Origin of the sequence: Fontimonas thermophila, assembly GCF_900113085.1 — a bacterium.
Classification (GTDB): Bacteria; Pseudomonadota; Gammaproteobacteria; order Nevskiales; family Nevskiaceae; genus Solimonas; species Solimonas thermophila.
In genome coordinates this window covers 72,359-91,666 of record NZ_FOOC01000002.1, presented here as the reverse complement: position 1 = coordinate 91,666, position 19,308 = coordinate 72,359, and the positions used below count along the sequence as shown (strand labels likewise).

Annotated in this window: 17 protein-coding genes and 1 tRNA gene; 1 reads left to right on the top strand and 17 read right to left on the bottom strand. The window is 62.9% G+C overall.

Annotation, left to right across the window (positions count from 1 at the left end):
* Window positions 1-21 precede the first annotated feature (21 nt).
* From BMZ48_RS02035 to rnr, 16 genes are all read right to left on the bottom strand, one after another.
* Window positions 22-321, bottom strand: coding sequence for a lipopolysaccharide assembly protein LapA domain-containing protein (locus tag BMZ48_RS02035; RefSeq protein WP_091531009.1), 300 nt, complete (start codon window positions 319-321; stop codon window positions 22-24).
* Between the two features lie 16 nt (window positions 322-337).
* Window positions 338-679, bottom strand: a complete 342-nt coding sequence (locus BMZ48_RS02030) for an integration host factor subunit beta (protein WP_091531006.1) — start codon at window positions 677-679, stop codon at window positions 338-340.
* A gap of 92 nt (window positions 680-771) precedes the next feature.
* A complete protein-coding gene (rpsA, locus tag BMZ48_RS02025; protein WP_091531002.1) occupies window positions 772-2,451 on the bottom strand; it encodes a 30S ribosomal protein S1 in 1,680 nt (559 codons plus the stop codon).
* 115 nt (window positions 2,452-2,566) lie between these two features.
* The gene (gene cmk / locus BMZ48_RS02020) at window positions 2,567-3,292 is read right to left on the bottom strand and encodes a (d)CMP kinase (protein ID WP_091531877.1); all 726 of its coding nucleotides are present in this window, start codon (window positions 3,290-3,292) and stop codon (window positions 2,567-2,569) included.
* An 8-nt stretch (window positions 3,293-3,300) separates the two neighbouring features.
* Window positions 3,301-4,611: a 3-phosphoshikimate 1-carboxyvinyltransferase gene (aroA, locus tag BMZ48_RS02015; RefSeq protein WP_091531873.1), complete on the bottom strand. Its 1,311-nt coding sequence runs from the start codon at window positions 4,609-4,611 to the stop codon at window positions 3,301-3,303.
* Between the two features lie 38 nt (window positions 4,612-4,649).
* Window positions 4,650-5,519: a prephenate dehydrogenase gene (locus tag BMZ48_RS02010; RefSeq protein ID WP_091530998.1), complete on the bottom strand. Its 870-nt coding sequence runs from the start codon at window positions 5,517-5,519 to the stop codon at window positions 4,650-4,652.
* The gene (hisC, locus tag BMZ48_RS02005; RefSeq protein ID WP_091531870.1) at window positions 5,516-6,649 is read right to left on the bottom strand and encodes a histidinol-phosphate transaminase; all 1,134 of its coding nucleotides are present in this window, start codon (window positions 6,647-6,649) and stop codon (window positions 5,516-5,518) included. Before hisC ends, BMZ48_RS02010 begins: the two co-directional genes overlap by 4 nt.
* Before the next feature lie 24 nt (window positions 6,650-6,673).
* The gene (gene pheA / locus BMZ48_RS02000; RefSeq protein WP_091530994.1) at window positions 6,674-7,780 is read right to left on the bottom strand and encodes a prephenate dehydratase; all 1,107 of its coding nucleotides are present in this window, start codon (window positions 7,778-7,780) and stop codon (window positions 6,674-6,676) included.
* Window positions 7,781-7,874: 94 nt separating this feature from the next.
* A complete protein-coding gene (locus BMZ48_RS01995; protein ID WP_091530990.1) occupies window positions 7,875-9,050 on the bottom strand; it encodes a phosphoglycerate dehydrogenase in 1,176 nt (391 codons plus the stop codon).
* Between the two features lie 98 nt (window positions 9,051-9,148).
* Window positions 9,149-10,231, bottom strand: coding sequence for a 3-phosphoserine/phosphohydroxythreonine transaminase (gene serC / locus BMZ48_RS01990; protein ID WP_091530987.1), 1,083 nt, complete (start codon window positions 10,229-10,231; stop codon window positions 9,149-9,151).
* Between the two features lie 41 nt (window positions 10,232-10,272).
* Entirely contained in the window at window positions 10,273-10,671 is a 399-nt protein-coding gene (locus BMZ48_RS01985) for a PIN domain-containing protein (protein ID WP_091530984.1), read from the bottom strand.
* Window positions 10,668-10,922, bottom strand: coding sequence for a ribbon-helix-helix domain-containing protein (locus tag BMZ48_RS01980; RefSeq protein WP_091530980.1), 255 nt, complete (start codon window positions 10,920-10,922; stop codon window positions 10,668-10,670). The genes BMZ48_RS01985 and BMZ48_RS01980 overlap by 4 nt, the downstream gene beginning before the upstream one ends.
* Window positions 10,923-11,046: 124 nt before the next feature.
* Window positions 11,047-13,725, bottom strand: a complete 2,679-nt coding sequence (gene gyrA, locus BMZ48_RS01975) for a DNA gyrase subunit A (RefSeq protein WP_091530978.1) — start codon at window positions 13,723-13,725, stop codon at window positions 11,047-11,049.
* Between the two features lie 173 nt (window positions 13,726-13,898).
* On the bottom strand, window positions 13,899-14,645 hold the full coding sequence (gene rlmB, locus BMZ48_RS01970) for a 23S rRNA (guanosine(2251)-2'-O)-methyltransferase RlmB (protein ID WP_091530974.1): 747 nt from the start codon (window positions 14,643-14,645) through the stop codon (window positions 13,899-13,901).
* Window positions 14,646-14,728: 83 nt separating this feature from the next.
* The gene (locus BMZ48_RS01965) at window positions 14,729-15,424 is read right to left on the bottom strand and encodes a YiaD family glycine zipper/OmpA-like lipoprotein (RefSeq protein ID WP_091530971.1); all 696 of its coding nucleotides are present in this window, start codon (window positions 15,422-15,424) and stop codon (window positions 14,729-14,731) included.
* Entirely contained in the window at window positions 15,421-17,745 is a 2,325-nt protein-coding gene (gene rnr, locus BMZ48_RS01960; protein WP_234981474.1) for a ribonuclease R, read from the bottom strand. Before rnr ends, BMZ48_RS01965 begins: the two co-directional genes overlap by 4 nt.
* Window positions 17,746-17,785: 40 nt before the next feature.
* Here rnr and BMZ48_RS01955 point away from each other — a divergent pair.
* A tRNA-Leu gene (locus tag BMZ48_RS01955) sits at window positions 17,786-17,870 on the top strand.
* Between the two features lie 107 nt (window positions 17,871-17,977).
* Here BMZ48_RS01955 and BMZ48_RS01950 read toward each other — a convergent pair.
* Window positions 17,978-19,270 carry an adenylosuccinate synthase gene (locus BMZ48_RS01950; protein ID WP_091530967.1) on the bottom strand — a complete coding sequence of 431 codons (1,293 nt, stop codon included), beginning with the start codon at window positions 19,268-19,270 and terminating at the stop codon, window positions 17,978-17,980.
* Window positions 19,271-19,308: the final 38 nt, after the last annotated feature.

The following is a 19,308-nucleotide window of genomic DNA, read 5'->3' as shown; positions in this document are numbered from 1 at the left end:
CAGCAAGCGCCGCGTCCGGCATCAGCGTTGCGGTGTATCGGAAAGCGGCAGATTGCGCAGTGTGCGCAGTTCGATCTCAAGATCGCGCACTTGCTTGCGCAGCCGCCGCAGCTCGAGCTGCAGGCCGAGGATGCGGCCCAGGGCGAGCAGCAGCGCCACCAGCACGCCGAGCACGAAATCGGCAACCAGCAATGCAATCAGCGGAACTTCCCGCGCACCGAACAGATAATCGAAACGGACGCTTTGCGCGTTGAAATAGCCGACCGACGCACCGAGCACGAGTACGGCCAGCAACAGCAGCAGCACTAGGATGCGCCCCACGGTCGGGCTTCCCGGATCAGCCCGTGACCAGGGTCTGCGCTGGGGTCTGCGCCGGCGATTGCGGCGCGACTTTTCCAGTACCCAGATTCACGCGCTCGCGCATTTCCTTGCCGGGCTTGAAATGCGGCACCCGCTTGGGGGGAATGTGGACGGGCTCACCGGTCTTGGGATTACGCCCGATACGCGCCGGGCGATGATGCAGCGCAAAGCTGCCGAAGCCGCGAATCTCCACACGGTCGTCGCGCGCCAACGCGTTGCTGATCTGGTCGAGCACCAGTTTCACCGCCAGCTCGACATCCTTGTGCATCAGGTGCGGCTGCTGCGCGGCAAGGCGATCAATCAGTTCGGACTTGGTCATGGCGCGATCGATTTTTACGTATCGGATTGAACGATAAAGAAAAAAACAGGGCCGCGCAAGCGCGGCCCCGTTGTGTCGGACCAGTGCGAGAATCAGCCGTTGCGATCGCCGCCGATCTGCTCCTTGAGCAGATCGCCCAGACTGGTCTTGCCCGTGGCGGCATTGCGGCTGTACTCGGCGACCGCCTCCTGCTCTTCCTGGATCTCCTTCTCGCGCACCGAAAGCTGGATCGTGCGGTTCTTGCGATCCACGCCGATGAAGCGCGCCTCCAGCACATCGCCTTCCTTGAGGAGTTTGGTCGCATCCTCGACCCGATCGCGGGAAAGATCGTTGGCGCGGATATAGCCCTCGACCCCGTTGCCCAGATCGATCACGGCGCCGCGCGGATCGACGGACCGCACTTTGCCGGAAACCACGGTGCCCTTGGGATTGCGGGCGATGAAATCGGCAAACGGATCAGCCGACACCTGCTTGATGCCCAGGGAGATGCGTTCGCGCGCGCTGTCGATCGCAAGGACGACGGCCTCAACCTCCTGGCCCTTGCTATAGCGGCGCACCGCCACTTCGCCCGGTTCGTTCCAGTCGAGATCGGACAGATGCACGAGTCCGTCGATGCCACCCTCAAGCCCGATGAAAATGCCAAAGTCGGTGATCGACTTGATCACACCGCGCACGCGATCGCCCTTCTGGTGGTTCTGCGCGAACTCTTCCCACGGATTGGGCTTGCACTGCTTCATGCCCAAGGAGATGCGGCGACGTTCGCCATCGATGTCGAGAATCATGACCTCGACCTCGTCACCGACCTGAACAACCTTGGCCGGGTTGACGTTCTTGTTGGTCCAGTCCATCTCTGAGACATGCACCAGACCCTCGACACCGGGCTCGATCTCGACGAAGGCGCCGTAGTCGGTGATGTTGGTGACCTTGCCAAACAGGCGGGTCTTTTCCGGATAGCGGCGCTCGATATCCACCCACGGATCGGCCCCGAGCTGCTTCAAGCCGAGCGAGACGCGACGGCGCTCACGATCGTACTTGAGCACCTTGACCTCGATCTCCTGCCCCACCTGCACGACCTCGGCTGGGTCCTTGACCCGCTTCCAGGTCATGTCGGTGATATGCAGCAAGCCGTCGATGCCACCGAGATCGACGAACGCGCCGTACTCGACGAGATTCTTGACCACGCCCTTGAGCACCACGCCTTCCTGGAGATTGGCGAGCAGGCTGTCGCGCTCGGCACTGTACTCGGCCTCGAGCACCTCGCGGCGCGAGACCACGACGTTGTTACGGACCTTGTCGAGCTTGATGACCTTGAACTCGAGCGGCTTGCCTTCGAGATACGAGGTATCGCGGACCGGGCGCACATCGACCAGCGAACCGGGCAGGAACGCACGAACCGAACCGATGTCGACGGTAAAGCCGCCCTTGACCTTGCCGGTGATCGTGCCGATGACCGTTTCCTTGGTCTCGAAAGCCTTTTGCAGACGCTCCCAGGTCTTGATGCGCTCGGCCTTTTCCTTGGAGAACTTGGTTTCGCCAAAGCCGTCCTCGACCGTCTCCAGTGCCACCTCGACCTCGTCACCGGGTGCCACCTTGAGCTCGCCGTCGACCATGAACTCCTGAATCGGGATCACGCCCTCCGACTTCAGGCCCGCGTCCACGATCACGACATCCGGCTTGATCTCCAGCACCTTGGCATTGACGATGGTGCCGGACTGCATGGACTGGCCGCTTTTGAGGCTGGCCTCGAACAACTCAGCGAAACTTTCGCTCATCTAATTACTCGAAAAGTGAAACATCCCTTCGCAACCTGCTCGGGGTCCGTCTGAAGTGAAAAACCGGCCCACCGGCAGGGGCCGGGCCTTGCTTCTTTGCGCAGAAACAACGCCGTCAGACCAAGCGATACCGCTGCAACAAAGCCTCCACCCTTGCCTTCACGGCCTCGGGCGCAAGCCCCGTCGTATCAATCACTTCCGCATCATCTGCCGGCTTGAGCGGAGCGATCGGGCGGTTGCGGTCGCGCTCGTCGCGGGCGCGAATCTCTTCGCAAAGGGGCGCGAGTGTAGCCTGTATTCCCTTTGCGCTCAACTGTTTGAGCCGCCGCCGGGCCCGCTCTTCGGCGCTTGCGTCCATGAAAATCTTCAGCACTGCGTCGGGAAAAACGACCGTCCCCATGTCGCGGCCATCGGCAATCAACCCGGGCCGGCGGCGAAAATCCCGCTGCCGCTGCAGCAACGCGGCACGCACCTCTGGCACGGCGGCGATGACCGAGGCGAGCGCCCCCGTCGATTCCTTGCGCACCTCGTGCGTCCAGTCCTGTCCATCGACGACAATCCGCTCATCGTCCTCGGTGTGTCCCTCGAAGCGAATGTCCAAGGCCGGCGCCAGCCGGGCGATGGCCGCTGCCGCGCGCACGTCCAGATGCCGCCGCTGTGCGGCCAGGGCGAGGATGCGGTACAGCGCACCGCTGTCCAGCCGATGCCAGCCCGGCAGCCGCTGCGCGAGCCAGCGCGTCACCAAGCCCTTGCCAACGCCGCTGGGACCATCCACGGCGATCACCGGCACTGTGCTGCTACCCCCCGCAGCGGCCGATGGATCCGCAGAGATCGACGACATCGCCATGATCAAACCGCCGTCAGCGCCGCCAGCTGAGCAAAGTAATCGGGAAAGGTCTTCGAAACACAGCCCGGATCGTTGATCCGCACACCTACACCGCCGCAGGCCACGAGTGCAAAGCTCATCGCCATGCGATGATCATCGTAGGTATCGATGCTGGCGGACCGTAGCGCAGGCGGCGGCACGATGCGCAGATAGTCGGTACCCGCTTCGACGGTCGCGCCCAGCTTGGCCAACTCCGTCGCCATCGCGGCAAGACGATCGGTTTCCTTGACGCGCCAGCTTGCGATGTTGCGTAGCACGCACGGCCCGTCCGCGAACAAGGCCATCACTGCGGCAGTCATCGCCGCATCGGGAATGTGGTTGAAATCGGCATCGAACGCACGCAGCCGAAAACCGGCCGCCACCCCGGGCGAACGCGCCTCGGTCCAATCTTCGCCCTGGATGATCTCAACGCCCATGCCTGCGAGCACGTCAGTAAACCGCACATCGCCCTGCAGACTGGTCCGCCCCATGCCGAGCACGCGCACCGGGCCACCCGCCAGTGCGCCAAGTGCAAGGAAATAAGAGGCCGATGACGCATCGCCCTCGACCGTGAACGTGCCAGGGGAACGATAGCGTGCGCCGGCGGCAATCGTATAGCGTGGCGCACCGTTGGCATCAGTATCGCAATCGACGTGGACACCGAAGCGTTGCATCAGCGCGATGCTCAGATCGACATACGGACGCGAGATCAGCTCGCCCTCGACTTGCACGACCAGCGGCTGCGTCTGCGCCAGCAGCGGTGCTGCCTGCAGGATGCCGGTAAGGAACTGGCTCGAGGCATCGCCGCGCACCCGCACCGGCTGAACCACGCGTATCTGCCCCGGCTCGATCAACAGTGGCGGAAAACCCTCGGCATGCTCGTAGCGGATCTTCGCCCCCAGCGGGCGCAGGGCATCGACCAGATCCCCGATCGGCCGCTCATGCATGCGCGCAACGCCAAACAGCCGGTAGCGCCCGCCCATGAAGGCCAGGACGGCGACCAGGGTGCGGATCGACAGCCCGGAATTGCCGACAAAAATCTCCGCAGTGGACGCCGGAAAGCGCGACGCCCCACGCACGTACAGACCCGACCCCGACTCGCGCAACGAAACGCCGCAGATGCGCAGGGCATCGCGCATCACACGCGTGTCGTCGGAATCGAGCAAGCCGCGCAACTGCGTCTGGCCATCGGCGAGACTGGCGAGCAGCAGCGCCCGGATCGAGATGCTCTTGGAACCCGGCAACCGTAGTTCTCCGCGCGCATGGCGAATCGGCGCAAGATCCAGAAAAGGCAGACGAGGCATGCCTGGCGCAGCCGGTGAGGCGGGGTCTTTCATTCGATCTGTGCCAGATAGCGCTCGCGTGCGTCACGGGCACGCTGGAACAAGGCCTTGAGTGCATCCCAGCGACCTTCACGCATCATGGCGCGGATCTGTAGCAGGGCATCGATCTGACGATCGAGCAGGTCACCCACTGCATCGGCATTGGCCCGGATGATGTCGTGCCACATCTGCGGCGAGCTCGACGCAATGCGGGTGAAATCGCGAAACCCGCCGCCGGCATTCGGGAAGATGTCATGGTCGCGGTCCAGACCGGCGAGCATGTCGACGAAACCATATGCAAGCACGTGCGGCAGGTGCGAGGTGGCCGCAAAAATCGCGTCGTGCCGGCGCGCATCCATTTCTACGACCCGCGCACCGGCTGCCTGCCACAGGCGCATCACCAGCGAACGCGCCGCCGGGTCCTGCCCCTCGTGCGGTGTGAGAATGACGCGACGCCGATGAAAGAGTTCGGCTTGCGCATGCGCAATCCCGCTCTTTTCGGTCCCTGCGATGGGATGCGCCGCGACGAACCATGCCGGCACGCTGCCGCAGATACGTGCGACATCGTCGAGCACGGACTGCTTGGTGCTGCCAACGTCGGTGACGACCGCATCGGCGCGGCGTGCCGGCAGACAACCCGCGAGAGCCTCGGCCGTACGCAAAACCGGTACGGCGAGCACCACGACATCGGCACCGCGCACCGCGTCCGCCGGCGTGGTGCACACCTGGTCGATGATACCCAGACGCTGGGCCGTCTCGCGCTGCGAAGAATCCGGATCGTAGCCGCTGATATGCGCAACGGCTCCGCAAGCACGCAGCGCCCGCGCCAGCGAACCGCCGATCAACCCCAGTCCGACGATGGCTACATGCGAAACGATCACGCGGTCAAGGCCTCATCGAGCGCTTGCAGGAAGCGGTCGTTCTCGGCTTCGGTGCCGACCGTCACGCGCAGAAAGGTCGGCAGGCCATACGAACCCATCGGCCGCACGATGACTCCGCGCTCGAGAAGACCCTGGTGGATCGGTCGGGCATCGCGGCCGAAATCCACGGCCACGAAGTTCGCCTGCGACGGCAGCACGCGCAAACCACGCTCGGTCAGGGCCCGGGTCAGGCGCGCGCGCTCGCGCGCATTCAAGACCACCGAGGCACGCACGAAATCCTGATCGTCCAGCGCGACTTCGGCGGCAAGCAGCGCAAGGCTGTTGTTGTTGAAGGGCTGACGTACCCGGTTGAGCAAGTCGGCAACGGTCGGATGCGAGAGCGCATAGCCGATCCGCAGACCGGCAAGACCGTATACCTTCGAAAAGGTACGCGCGACCAAGAGGTTCGGAAAACGGTCGAGCCAGCGCCGTGTATCCGGCCGCAACGCCGGGTCCTGGTAGTCGTAATAGGCCTCGTCAAGAGCGACGATGACATCCGGCGGCACTTGCTCCAGGAAATGCTCGATCGCCGTGGGTTCCAGCCAGGTGCCGGTCGGATTGTTCGGATTGGCAATGAACACCAGTGCGACATCCGGACGTGCGCGCAGCATGCGCGCAAAGGCATCCATATCGTGTCCGTACGGCATCGAATCATCGGCCGGACGCGCCGGCACCACGACGGATTCGGCACTCTGCGCCTGCGCCGCCAGCGGATACACGGCAAAGGCGTAGGCGGAGAACATGACGGCACGACCAGGCCCTGCGTAAGTCCGCGCAAGAAATTCGAGGATGTCGTTGGAACCATTGCCCAGCGTGATGCATTCCGGGGCGATGTCGTGCATCGCAGCCAGTTTTCGTTTCAGACGGTGGCCACTGCCATCCGGGTAGAGCGCAAGATTGGTACTCTCCAACGCAGCTGCGAGCGCAGCCCGCACCTTCGGGCTCATTCCCAGCGGGTTTTCATTCGAAGCGAGCTTGATCGCGTTACCAATCCCCAGGCGCCGCTGCAGTTCCTCGATCGGCATGCCCGGCGTATAAGGCTCGATGTCCAGGACACCGGGCGCCGCGCGTTGTAAAAGTGGTTCTCTCATCGTTGGATCATTCATCGCCGGAAGCTAAACAACCGCGCGCGGATAGGATCCGAGCACCTTGAAATACGCCGCCGTCGCGCGGACCTCATCCAGCGCCTGACGCACCGCCGGCGTGCTGACATGACCGGCGAGGTCGATGAAAAAATAGTAGTCCTGCACCGCCGACCCCTTGATCGGTCGCGACTCGATGCGCGTCATGTCGAGTCCGGCATTGGCGAGCGGCTGCAGCAGCTTGAGCAGCGAACCGGGCTGGTTGCGGTGGCCGGACAGCACGATCGACGTGATGTCTTCCCCCGTCGGTGCCGGATCCTGTTTGCCGATGACCAGGAAGCGGGTGGTGTTGCTGGGGTCATCCTCGATGTTCGACGCCAGAATCTCCAGTCCGTGGATACGCGCTGCCTGCAGACTCGCAATTGCGGCAACCCCCACCCCTTCCTGGCGGGCCTGCAGCGCAGCCTGGCCGTTGCTCGAAACGGTCTCGCGGATGGCATGGGGCAGTTTGGCATCGAGCCATTTGCGGCATTGCGCGAACGACTGCGGATGCGCATAGATCTTGCGGACCGCGGCCAGATCACCGCCGACGGCAAGCAGGTGATGGTGCACCGGCAGTGTCACTTCCCCACAAATGCGCAGCTTGGTGTGCACCAGTTCATCGAGGGTATGGCTGACGACACCGCCGATCGAATTTTCGACCGGCACGACGCCGTAATCGGCTGCGCCGCTCTCGACATCGCGGAAAATCTCGTCGATCGCATTGTTGGCGCGGGCGCGCACGCTGTCGCCGAAATGCTTGAGCACGGCCGCCTGGGTATACGTGCCCTCCGGCCCCAGATAGGCGACCGTCAACGGCGACTCCAGCGACAGACAGGCGGACATGATCTCGCGCATCAACCGCGCGATCACTTCGTCCGTCAGCGGACCGCCATTGGCCTGGTTGCGCGCAATGACGCGGCGCAACACTTCGGCCTCGCGTGCCGGACGATAGTGATCCCCACCGTCACCCATACGCTGCTTGATATGGGCGATGGCCTGCGCGATACGCGCACGCTGCGAGATCAGCGCCTGGATTTGCTCATCCAGCGCATCGATCTCGCGGCGGGCTTCTTCGAGCGTCTGCGGATTGGAGTTCATGCCATGTAAGGCGCCGGCATAACCACTGGAGCGGGAAAGTTTAACCGTAACGGGTGCGGCCCGCCGGCCGTACACGCACCTGTGCGATACCGCTTCAGCGCGCCGGGATCAGACGGGTTGCCAGTACGCCATTGATCGCCGCGATCTCGGTGATCGCATCGTCTGGGATCGGCGTATCGACATCGACGATCGTATAGGCGAGGTCCCCGCGCGATTTGTTCAGCAGATCGGCGATGTTGAGTGCGCGCTTGGCCAGTGCCGTCGAGATCTGCCCCACCATGTTGGGCACGTTTTCGTTGACGATGCAAAGCCGCGTCTTGCCCGGCAGCAGTGGCAGGACGGCCTCGGGGAAGTTCACCGAGTTACGCACGTTGCCGTATTCGAGGAACTCGCGCAGTTGATCGGCGACCATGATCGCGCAGTTGTCTTCCGCCTCGATCGTCGAGGCGCCCAGGTGCGGAGTGGCGATGACACGCGGATGCCCCTTGAGCGTGTTCGCCGGAAAATCGCAGGCATAGGCGTGCAGGTGACCGTCGTTGAGCGCCTCGATGACCGCGGTTTCGTCGACGATACCCTCGCGCGCGAAATTGAGCACGATGCCCTGCTTTTTCATCAGCCGGATACGATCGGCGTTGATCAGGTGGCGCGTGGCATCGAGCAAGGGTACGTGGACGGTGACGAACTGCGATTTGGACATCAAATCGTCCACCGACAGAGCCTGGCGCACTCCTGCGTTGAGCTGCCAGGCGTTTTGCACGGTCATCGCCGGGTCATAGCCGTACACGGTCATGCCCAGCTCGAGGGCGGCATTGGCGACCTTGACGCCAATTGCGCCAAGGCCGATCACGCCCAGCGTGCGGCCTGGCAGCTCGAAGCCGACGAACTTCTTTTTGCCGGCCTCGACCGCTTCGTGCATGGCTTTGTCGTCGCCATCGAGCTTGCGCACGAAATCGAGCGCCTGGGGAATGTTGCGCGCCGCCATGAGCATCGCCGCGAGCACGAGTTCCTTGACGGCGTTGGCGTTGGCACCGGGCGCATTGAACACCGGCACGCCGCGCTTGGACATCGCCGCAACCGGGATGTTGTTGGTCCCGGCACCCGCGCGACCGATGGCCTTGACCGTGGCCGGGATGTTCATTTTGTGCATGTCGGCGGAGCGCACGAGAATCGCGTCCGGATTCGCGATTTCCGAGGCAACCTCGTAAAGATCGCGCGGCAGGCGCTCGAGGCCATTCACAGAGATGTTGTTGAGTGTGAGAACCTTGAACATGGATGTCTATCCGTGAAATGTCAGAACGGGAAGGCTTGCGTGGACGCACAGGCGACCGAAGACACTCCTTAATGCGCACTGCGCGCAACAGCGCGACATCAGCCACGCGTGCGGGCGAACTCCTTCATGTAATCGACCAATGCCTGTACACCCTCCAGAGTCATTGCGTTATACAGCGATGCGCGCATACCGCCGACCGAGCGATGGCCCTTGAGACCCGATAGCCCGGCAGCCTTGGCACCCTTGAGGAAATCGGCATCGAGTTCGGGATTCGCCAGCGTAAACGGCACGTTCATCCGCGAACGATGCGCCTTTTTCACCGGATTGCGATAGAACGACTGCGAATCGAGATAGTCGTAGAGCAGCGCGGCCTTGCGTGCGTTGCGTTCGGCGATCACGCCAAGGCCGCCTTGCTGCTTGATCCATTTGAACACAAGACCGGCGACATACCAGGCAAAGCACGGCGGCGTATTGAGCATCGACTCGTTGTCCGCCATCTGCTTGTAATCGAAGATGCCCGGCGTACCCGCCGCCGCCTGACCGATCAAATCCTCGCGCACGATGACGATGGTCAGACCCGCGGGTCCGATGTTCTTCTGCGCACCGGCGTAGATCAGACCATAGCGGGTCACATCGATCGGCCGCGACAAAATATTCGAGGACATGTCGGCCACCAGCGGGACATCCCCGGTATCGGGCTCGATATGGAATTCGACGCCGTGGATGGTTTCGTTGGGCGTGATGTGGACATAGGCCGCGTTCGGATCGAGCTTCCAGGTCGCCGGATCCGGAATATAGGTATACCGGTCGGCCTCGCTGCTCGCCGCGATGTTGACCTTGCCGTAACGGCCAGCTTCTTTCGCCGCCTTCTTGCCCCAGTCGCCGGTGAGCACGTAATCCGCGCTGGTCTTGCCGCGTAACAGATTCATCGGCACGAAGCTGAACTGCGCAGTGGCGCCGCCCTGCATGAACAGCACCTTGTAATGCGCAGGAATGTTCATGATTTCGCGCAGATCCTGCTCGGCCTCGTGGGCAATCGACATGAATTCCTTGTCGCGATGCGACATCTCCATGACCGACATCCCGGAGCCGCGCCAGTCCAGCAGCTCGGCCTGTACCTGCTCGAGCACGGCGAGTGGGAGCGTCGCCGGACCCGCACTGAAGTTGATGACTCTTGCCATTTCAGCTCCTTGTGTCAGTCATTCGAATTGATGTCACGCCATTACGCCCAGCGCTCGACGTCGAGGTTGGGGACTCCGGCAAACGCCGCCGGACGATCGGTCACCAGCACCAACTGATGGCTCAGCGCAGTGGCCGCCTGCAACAGATCGAGCGTCGACAATTTCTCGCCGGCGGCTTGCAGATAGGCACCCAGATTGACGGCCTGCTGCACCTCGGCCTGTCCAAAATCCAGCAGATGGACACTGCCCAGAAACTCTTTCAGCAACTTGCCGTAGCGCGCCTGTGCACGGGGCTGCAAGCGCAGCGCGGTTTCCGCCTCCATGCGTGCGAACACCGATACGGCGATATCGGTGGGTTTGAGCCGGTCGAGTTTGAGTACCACCGGCAGGCGCCCGCGCACGGCGCCGGCCAGCGTGTCCGAATCGAGCAGATACTTCACCAACGCACTCCCGACTCGCTGGGAATCGCCGTCGCCCGCCAGGCCTGGAAATCCAGCACCTCCTCGGCAAGCTCGGGGGCCGGATTGCGGAAATGCGTCTTGAGCGCCTCTGGCCAGTCTTTTTCCTCGTTGCGCGCAAGCCACTCCTGCACCGCTGTCACGATGATGCGGTTACGGGTCATACCGGAACGCTCGACCGCTTTGTTCAGCCGGTCGAGCGTGGCCTCATCGAAATGCACGCTGAAGTTCACCCCCTAATAATCACCTAACAGGTTATGTTAGTCAAGATGGGCAAACTCAAACGTCATCACCCAGTGGGCGATAGAACGATCCTCGGTCAACCCCAGCGGAACCGTTGGGCAGCCAGTCCGACCGTCAATCGGATGCAGGTGGAGTTGCGGGCGGTGCGGATTCTGCTCCGGCATCCTCGCCGACGATGCGATCGACCCCGACGAGGCGGTCGCCCTCGGTCGGCCGCATCAAGCGCACGCCCTGGGTATTGCGCCCCATCGCGCGCACATCGCGAGTCTTGAAACGAATCAAATTCCCGGCTTCCGAAATCAGCATGACCTCATCGCTGTCGCCGACCGCCACGGCACCGATCAGCCGGCCGGTCTTGTCGGAAAGGGCTTGTGCGATGACACCTTGACCGCCACGGCTGCGACGCGGGAATTGCGCGATCGGCGTACGCTTGCCATAGCCGAACTCGGAGACGGTGAGAATGTCGCCGCCATCGGCGACGATCAGGGCAATGACGCGCGCACCGTCCTGAGCTGGCGCATCAGCCGCTTCGTTGGCGGTATCGTCGGGTGCGGCATCCAGTGGCTCCTCGCTCTCGTCTTCGGAACCCGCAAACGTCTTGACCAACCGCATACCACGCACGCCGGTCGCTCCCCGCCCCATGCTGCGCACGTCGCTTTCGTGGAAGCGGATCGCACGGCCGGCATCGGAAATCAGGATGATGTCGTCATCGCCCTGGGTCAGGGCAACGCCGACGAGCTCGTCATCGACCCGCAAATCGACCGCGATGATGCCGTTGGCACGCACGTTCTGGAATGCGGCGAGTTCGGTTTTTTTGACCGTACCGCGGCGGGTCGCCATGAACACATAGGCTTTCTGCTCTGGCGTTACCTGATCGAAAGACTTGATCGGCAACACGGCGTTGATTTTTTCGTGCTCCTCGAGCGGGAGCAGATTGTTGAACGGCCGTCCGCGCGAGCCGCGTGAGCCACTGGGCAGCTCGAACACACGCAGTTTGTAGCACTTGCCCAGACTGGAGAAACACAGCAGCGTGTCGTGGGAATGGGCCACCCACAGACGATCGACGAAATCCTCGTCCTTGGTCGTCGCCGCGATCTTGCCGCGCCCGCCCCGCCGCTGCGCCTGATACTCATCCAATGGCACCGCCTTGACATACCCCTCGTGCGAGAGGGTGACGACCATGTCCTGCGGCGGGATCAAATCCTCGTGCGCGATATTGAGCGCGGCGCTGGTGATTTCGGTACGGCGCGCATCACCATACTGCTCTTTGATCTCCAAAAGTTCGGCGCGAATCACGGACAGCAGGCGCGCCTCTGAGCCGAGGATGTCGAGATAGTCGAGGATGTGCTCCAGAAGTTGCCGGAACTCGTCGTGGATCTTGTCCTGCTCCAGACCGGTCAAGCGGTGCAGGCGCAATTCAAGAATCGCAGCGGCCTGCGCTTCCGATAGACGATAACCGCCCTCGACGATGCCGAACTCTGCGGTCAAACCTTGCGGGCGTGACACATCGGCGCCCGCGCGTTCGAGCATCGCCGTCACCGGGCCCGGATGCCACAGCCGGCCCATCAGGCCCGCCTTGGCTTCGGCCGGGCTCGGGCTGCGCTTGATCAGATCGATGATCGCGTCAATGTTCGCCAGCGCAACCGACAAACCTTCCAGCACATGAGCGCGCTCGCGGGCCTTGCGCAATAAAAACCGCGTGCGCCGCGTGACCACTTCGCGGCGGTGACGAATGAAGATATCGAGCAGCTGCTTGAGCGACAGCAGCTTGGGCTGGCCGCCGTCGAGCGCGACCATGTTGAAATTGAAGCTCTCCTGTAGCTGGGTGTGCTGGAACAAATTGTTGAGTACGACCTCGGCATTCTCACCGCGACGCAGCTCGATGACGACGCGCATGCCGTCCTTGTCGGACTCGTCGCGCAGCTCGGTGATTCCTTCGAGCTTCTTGTCCTTGACCAGCTCGGCGATTCTCTCCAGCAAGCGCGCCTTGTTCACCTGGTACGGCAGCTCGGTGACGATGATCGCCTGCTTGTCGGAACCGAGGGTTTCAAAGTGCGTGCGCGCACGGATGATGATGCGGCCACGGCCGGTGGCATAGGCATCGACCAGCCCCTGCGCGTCGAGCAATATGCCCGCCGTCGGAAAATCGGGCGCCGGAATGTGCTGCATCAGTTCGCGCAGTTCGATGTCCGGATTGTCGATCAGCGCGATGCAGCCGGAAATCACTTCCGAAAGGTTGTGCGGCGGAATGTTGGTCGCCATGCCCACGGCGATGCCGGAACTGCCGTTGATCAACAGTTGGGGGATGCGCGTCGGCAGAACGGTCGGTTCGACCTCGGAGCCATCGTAATTGGGCTGAAAATCGACAGTTTCCTGATCGATATCGGCGAGCAGCTCGTGCGCCAGGCGCGACATGCGCACTTCGGTATAACGCATCGCCGCCGGCGCATCGCCATCGACGGACCCGAAATTCCCCTGGCCATCGACGAGCACGTAGCGCATCGAGAAATCCTGCGCCATGCGCACGATCGTGTCGTAAACCGCCGTGTCGCCGTGCGGGTGGTACTTACCGATCACGTCGCCGACCACGCGCGCCGATTTCTTGTAGGGCTTGTTGTAATCGTTGCCCAGCTCCTTCATCGCGTAGAGCACGCGGCGATGCACGGGTTTCAAGCCATCGCGCGCGTCCGGCAGCGCGCGACCGATGATCACGCTCATTGCGTAATCGAGGTAGCTGCGCCGCATCTCGTCTTCGAGATTGACGCTCAGAACTTCCTTGGCGAAATCAGTCATGTCGGCGACCTGCCACCGCGCTCAGCCGCGGCAACTTTCTCATGAAAATCAGAATTTTATGCGCGCACAACAAGCGCTTATTTTGATCGATGGATTGTAACACACTGCCGCCGCCCGGGTCTTTGGCATCAAGCAGGCGATCGAGCGCCCGTCGCGGGCAGGCGCGCATGGATCTAGCGACGCGCGGACATCGAACGCTGGCGCAAAGCCTCGTAGAGACAGACGGCCGCCGCCACCGAGACATTGAGGCTCTCGATCTTACCGTGCATCGGAATATGGACCAGACGGTCGCAATGTTCACGGGTGAGCCGGCGCAGACCCTCGCCCTCGGCACCCACGACGAGCACGGTCGGCCCGGTCAGATCGGCCTCGAACAGGCTCTGGGAAGCCTCGCCGGCGAGTCCCGTCACCCAGTAGCCCAGTTCCTTCAGCCGAGCCAGTGTGCGCGCGAGATTCGTGACCGTGGCGATGGGCACGCGCTCAGCGGCACCAGCCGCGGATTTGCGCGCCACCGCCGTCAGGCCGACGCTGCGGTCCTTGGGCAGAACCACGGCACTGACACCGACTGCCTCTGCCGTACGCAGGCAGGCGCCGAGATTGTGGGGATCCTGGATGCCATCCAGGGCCAGCAGCAAATGATCCGGCTCGGCGGTCCGGTAAAGCATGTCCTCGGGCATGAACGCTTTTTCCGGGACATACGCAAGCACGCCCTGGTGGCGCAGCCCCGGCGCTTTGACATCGAGATCACTACGCGGAACGATGCGCACACGCACGCCCATCGACTCGGCTAGGCGGTGCACCTCGCGTGCGCGCTGGTCGTGCCGGGTCTCGGCGAGCAGAATCTCGAACGGCTTGTCATGCGCATCTTTGAGCGCCGCCAGCACGGCATGGAAACCACCGATCAGTGTGGTCTTGGCCATGGCATGTCCTTGGATCGTCGTCGGTGGTGACTCCAAACGAAACGCCCCCGCACCGGGCGGGGGCGATCACGGCCATTCTATCGTCAGGCGCCCAGATACGGAGGCGGCGTCCAGGCCTGCTGCTCCTGACCCTCAATCACGGGCTTGATGACGATGTCCACGCGACGATTCTTCTTGCGCCCCTCGGCGGTCTCATTGCTGGCAATCGGCTCACGCTCGCCGCGGCCTTCTTGACGCACCCGTGTCCCAGGCAAACCTTGTCCCGTCATGTAACTCGCGACCGAAGCCGCCCGGCGTTCGGAAAGACTCTGGTTGTACTGGTCGCTGCCGGTGGAATCGGTGTGCCCGACGATGTGGATCACCGTTTTATCGTAGGTCTTGAGCACGTTCGCGATCTTGGCATAGGTGTTCAGCGCCTCGGGCTTGAGCTGCGCACTATCGACATCGAAGCTGACGTCGCTGGCGATACCGATCTTGAGAGATCCATCAGCCAGCTCGCTGATCGCCAGTTCCTTGCGCGCCGTTTCCTCGGCGAGCTGGCGTTCCAGCTCCGCCTTCTGCTTGTCCATGTAATGACCCACCGCGCCACCGGCAATCGCACCGACGACGGCGCCGACGATGGGGGCACCGCGGGCATGGCTGACCTGGTTGCCGATCACCGCACCGGCGACGGCACCGATCACGGCACCGGTCTTGGCCCGCTGATGTGGATCATCCGTCGCACACCCCGTCAAGGCAACGGCGGCAGCCACCATCATTGCAATTCTGGTTTTCTTCATCTGCGTTTCCTTCTCTGCTTCTGCGCCTTGGACATCTGCGCGGATTGTTTTCGTCCGGTCTTAATGCGCGATGAACGCATGACGACGTCGATCAATTCAAGATCGATCTTACGCTCGTCGAGATTGACGCGCACTACTTTGACCCGCACCCGGTCGCCCAGGGTATAAACCGTCTTGCTGCGACTACCGACCAAGCGATAAGCCCGCGCATCGTACTCGTAGTAGTCATTGCGCAGTGTCGAGACGTGGACCAATCCCTCGACGTAAAGCCCGTCGAGCTGGACGAACAAACCAAACGGCGCGACGCTGCTGACCGTGCCCTCGAAGCTCTCGCCCAGATGGTGACGCATGAATTCGCACTTGAGCCAGGTCGTGACATCCCGCGTAGCCTCATCGGCGCGACGCTCGGTCATCGAGCAGTGGGCGCCGAGCGCCACCATCCGCTCGTGATCGTAAATGAAGGTCTTGGGCTTGCCTTTCCGCAGCGCGTGCTTGATCGCACGATGCAGCACGAGGTCCGGATAGCGCCGGATCGGTGAGGTGAAATGCGCATAGTGCGTCAACGCAAGCCCGAAATGACCAACGTTGTCGGGGCTGTAACGCGCCTGCATCATCGAGCGCAGCATCACCGTCTGGATCAAGCTTGCATCGGGCCGGCCACCCATCTGCGCCAGGGTGCGGCTGTAGTCCTGGGCACTGGGCTTGTCCCCGCCTCCCAGGTGGAGCCCTTTGAGCGCGAGGAACTCGCGCAGTGCCGCCAGTTTGACCGGATCGGGGGGCTCATGGATACGGTACAGGCATGCCAGCCTGTGCGCGTCCACGAAGCGCGCGGCCTGCACGTTGGCAGCGATCATGCACTCCTCGATCAGCCGGTGTGCGCGATTGCGCTGCACCGGCACGATCCGCTCGATCTTGCGATCTTCCGAGAAAACGATACGGGTTTCGTTGGACTCGAAGTCGATCGCACCGCGGCGGCTGCGCGCCGAGAACAGGGCCTGGAAGACATCATCGAGCGCCTTGAGGTGACCGGCGAGATCGGCGTACCGGCGCGCGGCCTCGCCATGTGGCTGATCGAGGATTTCGGCAACCTCGTCATAGGTCAGCCGCGCCCGCGAACGCATCACCGCCTCGTAAAAACGCGACTTCACGACCTCGCCGTCGGGCATCACGCGCATCTCGCACACCATGCACAGACGGTCGACGCCCGGATTGAGCGAACACAAACCGTTGGAGAGCTTCTCGGGCAGCATCGGGATCACGCGCTGCGGGAAATAGACCGAGTTGCCGCGCCGCATCGCTTCACGATCGAGCGGCGAGTCGGGTCGCACATAGGCCGACACATCGGCGATCGCCACCCACAGGGTCCAGCCGCCTTGTGCGCCACGGCGCGCACGATGCGGACGGCAATAAACGGCATCGTCGAAGTCACGGGCATCGACCCCGTCGATCGTGACCAGCGGCAGAGCGCGCAAATCCTCACGCCCCGCGACATCCTCCGGACGGACTTCTGCAGGGATCGCTGCAACTTCGCGCATGACATCTGCCGGCCACTCGAATGGCAGGCCATGGGCACGAATCGCCGCTTCGATTTCCATACCCGGCGCCAGATGCTCGCCCAGGATTTCCTCGATGCGCCCGACCGGCAGCGTGCGGTCTCCCGGCGGTGTGATGAGCTCGGCAACGACCATCTGGCCATGGCGCGCGCCGCCCAGGTACTCCGGTGGAATCAGCAGATCGTGCTGCACGCGTGGATTGTCGGGAATCACATAGCTAACGCCTTGCTCGACGTGCAAACGGCCGACGATGGTGCGGCTGGCGCGCTCGATGACCTCGACGACCACACCTTCCGGACGCCCCTTGAAATCCTTGCCGACAACGCGCACGAGCACGCGGTCGCCATTCATCAACGCGCGCATTTGCCGCGGCGGCAGAAAAATGTCGTCGCCTCCGGCATCCGGAATCAAAAAACCAAAGCCGTCCCGATGCGCCTGCACGGTACCGGCGATGAGATTCATCTGCGTCACCGGGCCGAAAGCCCCGCGCCGGTTCTGCACGAGCTGACCGTCGCGCACCATCGCGAGCATACGCTTGGACAGCGCCTCCTGCTGATCGAGCCGGACGAGCCCAAAGTGACCGACCAGCTCATCGAGCGTCATCGGGCCATCTTCGGCGGCGAGCGTTTCGAGAATCAGCGTCCGGCTCGGCACGGGTTCTGCGTACCGTTGCTGCTGCTGGTCATAGTCCGGATCCCGGTCTTCCCAGCGCCCCAGTGGGATGCGGGAATCCTTGCCGTGACGGGAACGAAAGTGTTTTTGTTTCATTGACAAAGCTCGGGAGCGTCGCCACAATTCGCGCCCTCATGCCGAGGTGGCGGAATTGGTAGACGCACCAGTTTCAGGTACTGGCGGGTAACACCGTGGAGGTTCGAGTCCTCTCCTCGGCACCAAATCATGAAAGGCCGGATTCACCGGCCTTTTTCAGTTTCCGGCTCACCCCGCCCAGTGTACCGCTCCCACGACCCGATGGCCCGGAACCGGCCAGACCAGCGACCATTCAATCGAATGGATTACGCAGCACGATCGTGTGATCGCGGTCCGGGCCGGTTGAAATGATCGCCACCTGGGTGCCGGTGACTTCTTCGATGCGGGCGAGATAACGCCGCGCCGCAACGGGCAGATCCTCGTAACGCGTCAGCCCATACGTGCTCGATTTCCAGCCTGGGATCTCCTCGTAGATCGGCTCGATGCGCGCAAAACCCTCGGCGCCGATCGGCGGCGTCTCGACGGCCACCCCATCGACCTTGTAGCCAACGCACAGGCGGATCGTCTCGAGCTCGTCGAGTACGTCCAGCTTGGTCACACACAGCCCCGAGACACTGTTGTTGAAAATCGACCGCCTGGCCGCGACGGCGTCAAACCAGCCGCAGCGGCGTGGGCGGCGTGTCACCGTGCCGTATTCAGCCCCTTTGTCGCGGATGTGCTGACCGATCTCGTTGTCCTGCTCGGTGGGAAACGGCCCGGAGCCGACGCGTGTCGCATAAGCCTTGACGATGCCCAGTACGTAATCGAGCTCGCGCGGACCCACTCCCGTGCCGGTGGCGGCATAACCAGCCGTGGTATTGCTCGACGTGACGTAAGGGTAAGTGCCGTGATCGACATCGAGCAACGCACCTTGCGCACCTTCGAACAAAACGTTGTCACCACGCGCCAGATGCCGGCGCAACAGCTCGGTGACATCGGCCACCATCGGTCGAATCACCTCTGCATAACCGAGCAAATCGTCGAGCGTGCGCTGGAAATCGACTGGCGGTTCCTTGTAGTAATGCTGCAGCACGAAGTTGTGATAGGCGAGCAGCTCACCGAGCTTGGCGGCGAGTTGTTCGCGATGGAACAAATCGCCGACCCGCACGGCGCGGCGTGCCACCTTGTCCTCATAGGCGGGGCCGATGCCCTTGCCGGTCGTGCCGATTTTGGCCTCGCCGCGCGCACGCTCACGGGCCTGATCGAGCTGGGCATGCACCGGCAGCACCAGCGGTGCGGCCTCGGAGATCCGCAGGCGATCGCGCACGGATGCACCGGTGGCCTCGACCTTCTCGATCTCGGCGATCAGATGCGGCAGCGACAGCACGACGCCGTTGCCGATCAGGCAGGCGACACCCGGCCGCATGATGCCGGAGGGAATCAGGTTGAGCGCGGTTTTCACGCCGTTGATGACCAGCGTGTGACCGGCGTTGTGCCCGCCCTGGAACCGCGCGACGGCCTGCACGCGGTCGGTGAGTAGATCGACGACCTTGCCCTTGCCCTCGTCTCCCCATTGTGCGCCGATGATGACGACGGACTTCCCCATGACAAACCCTCGATGACGTCGATGCCGGCGCGCATGCG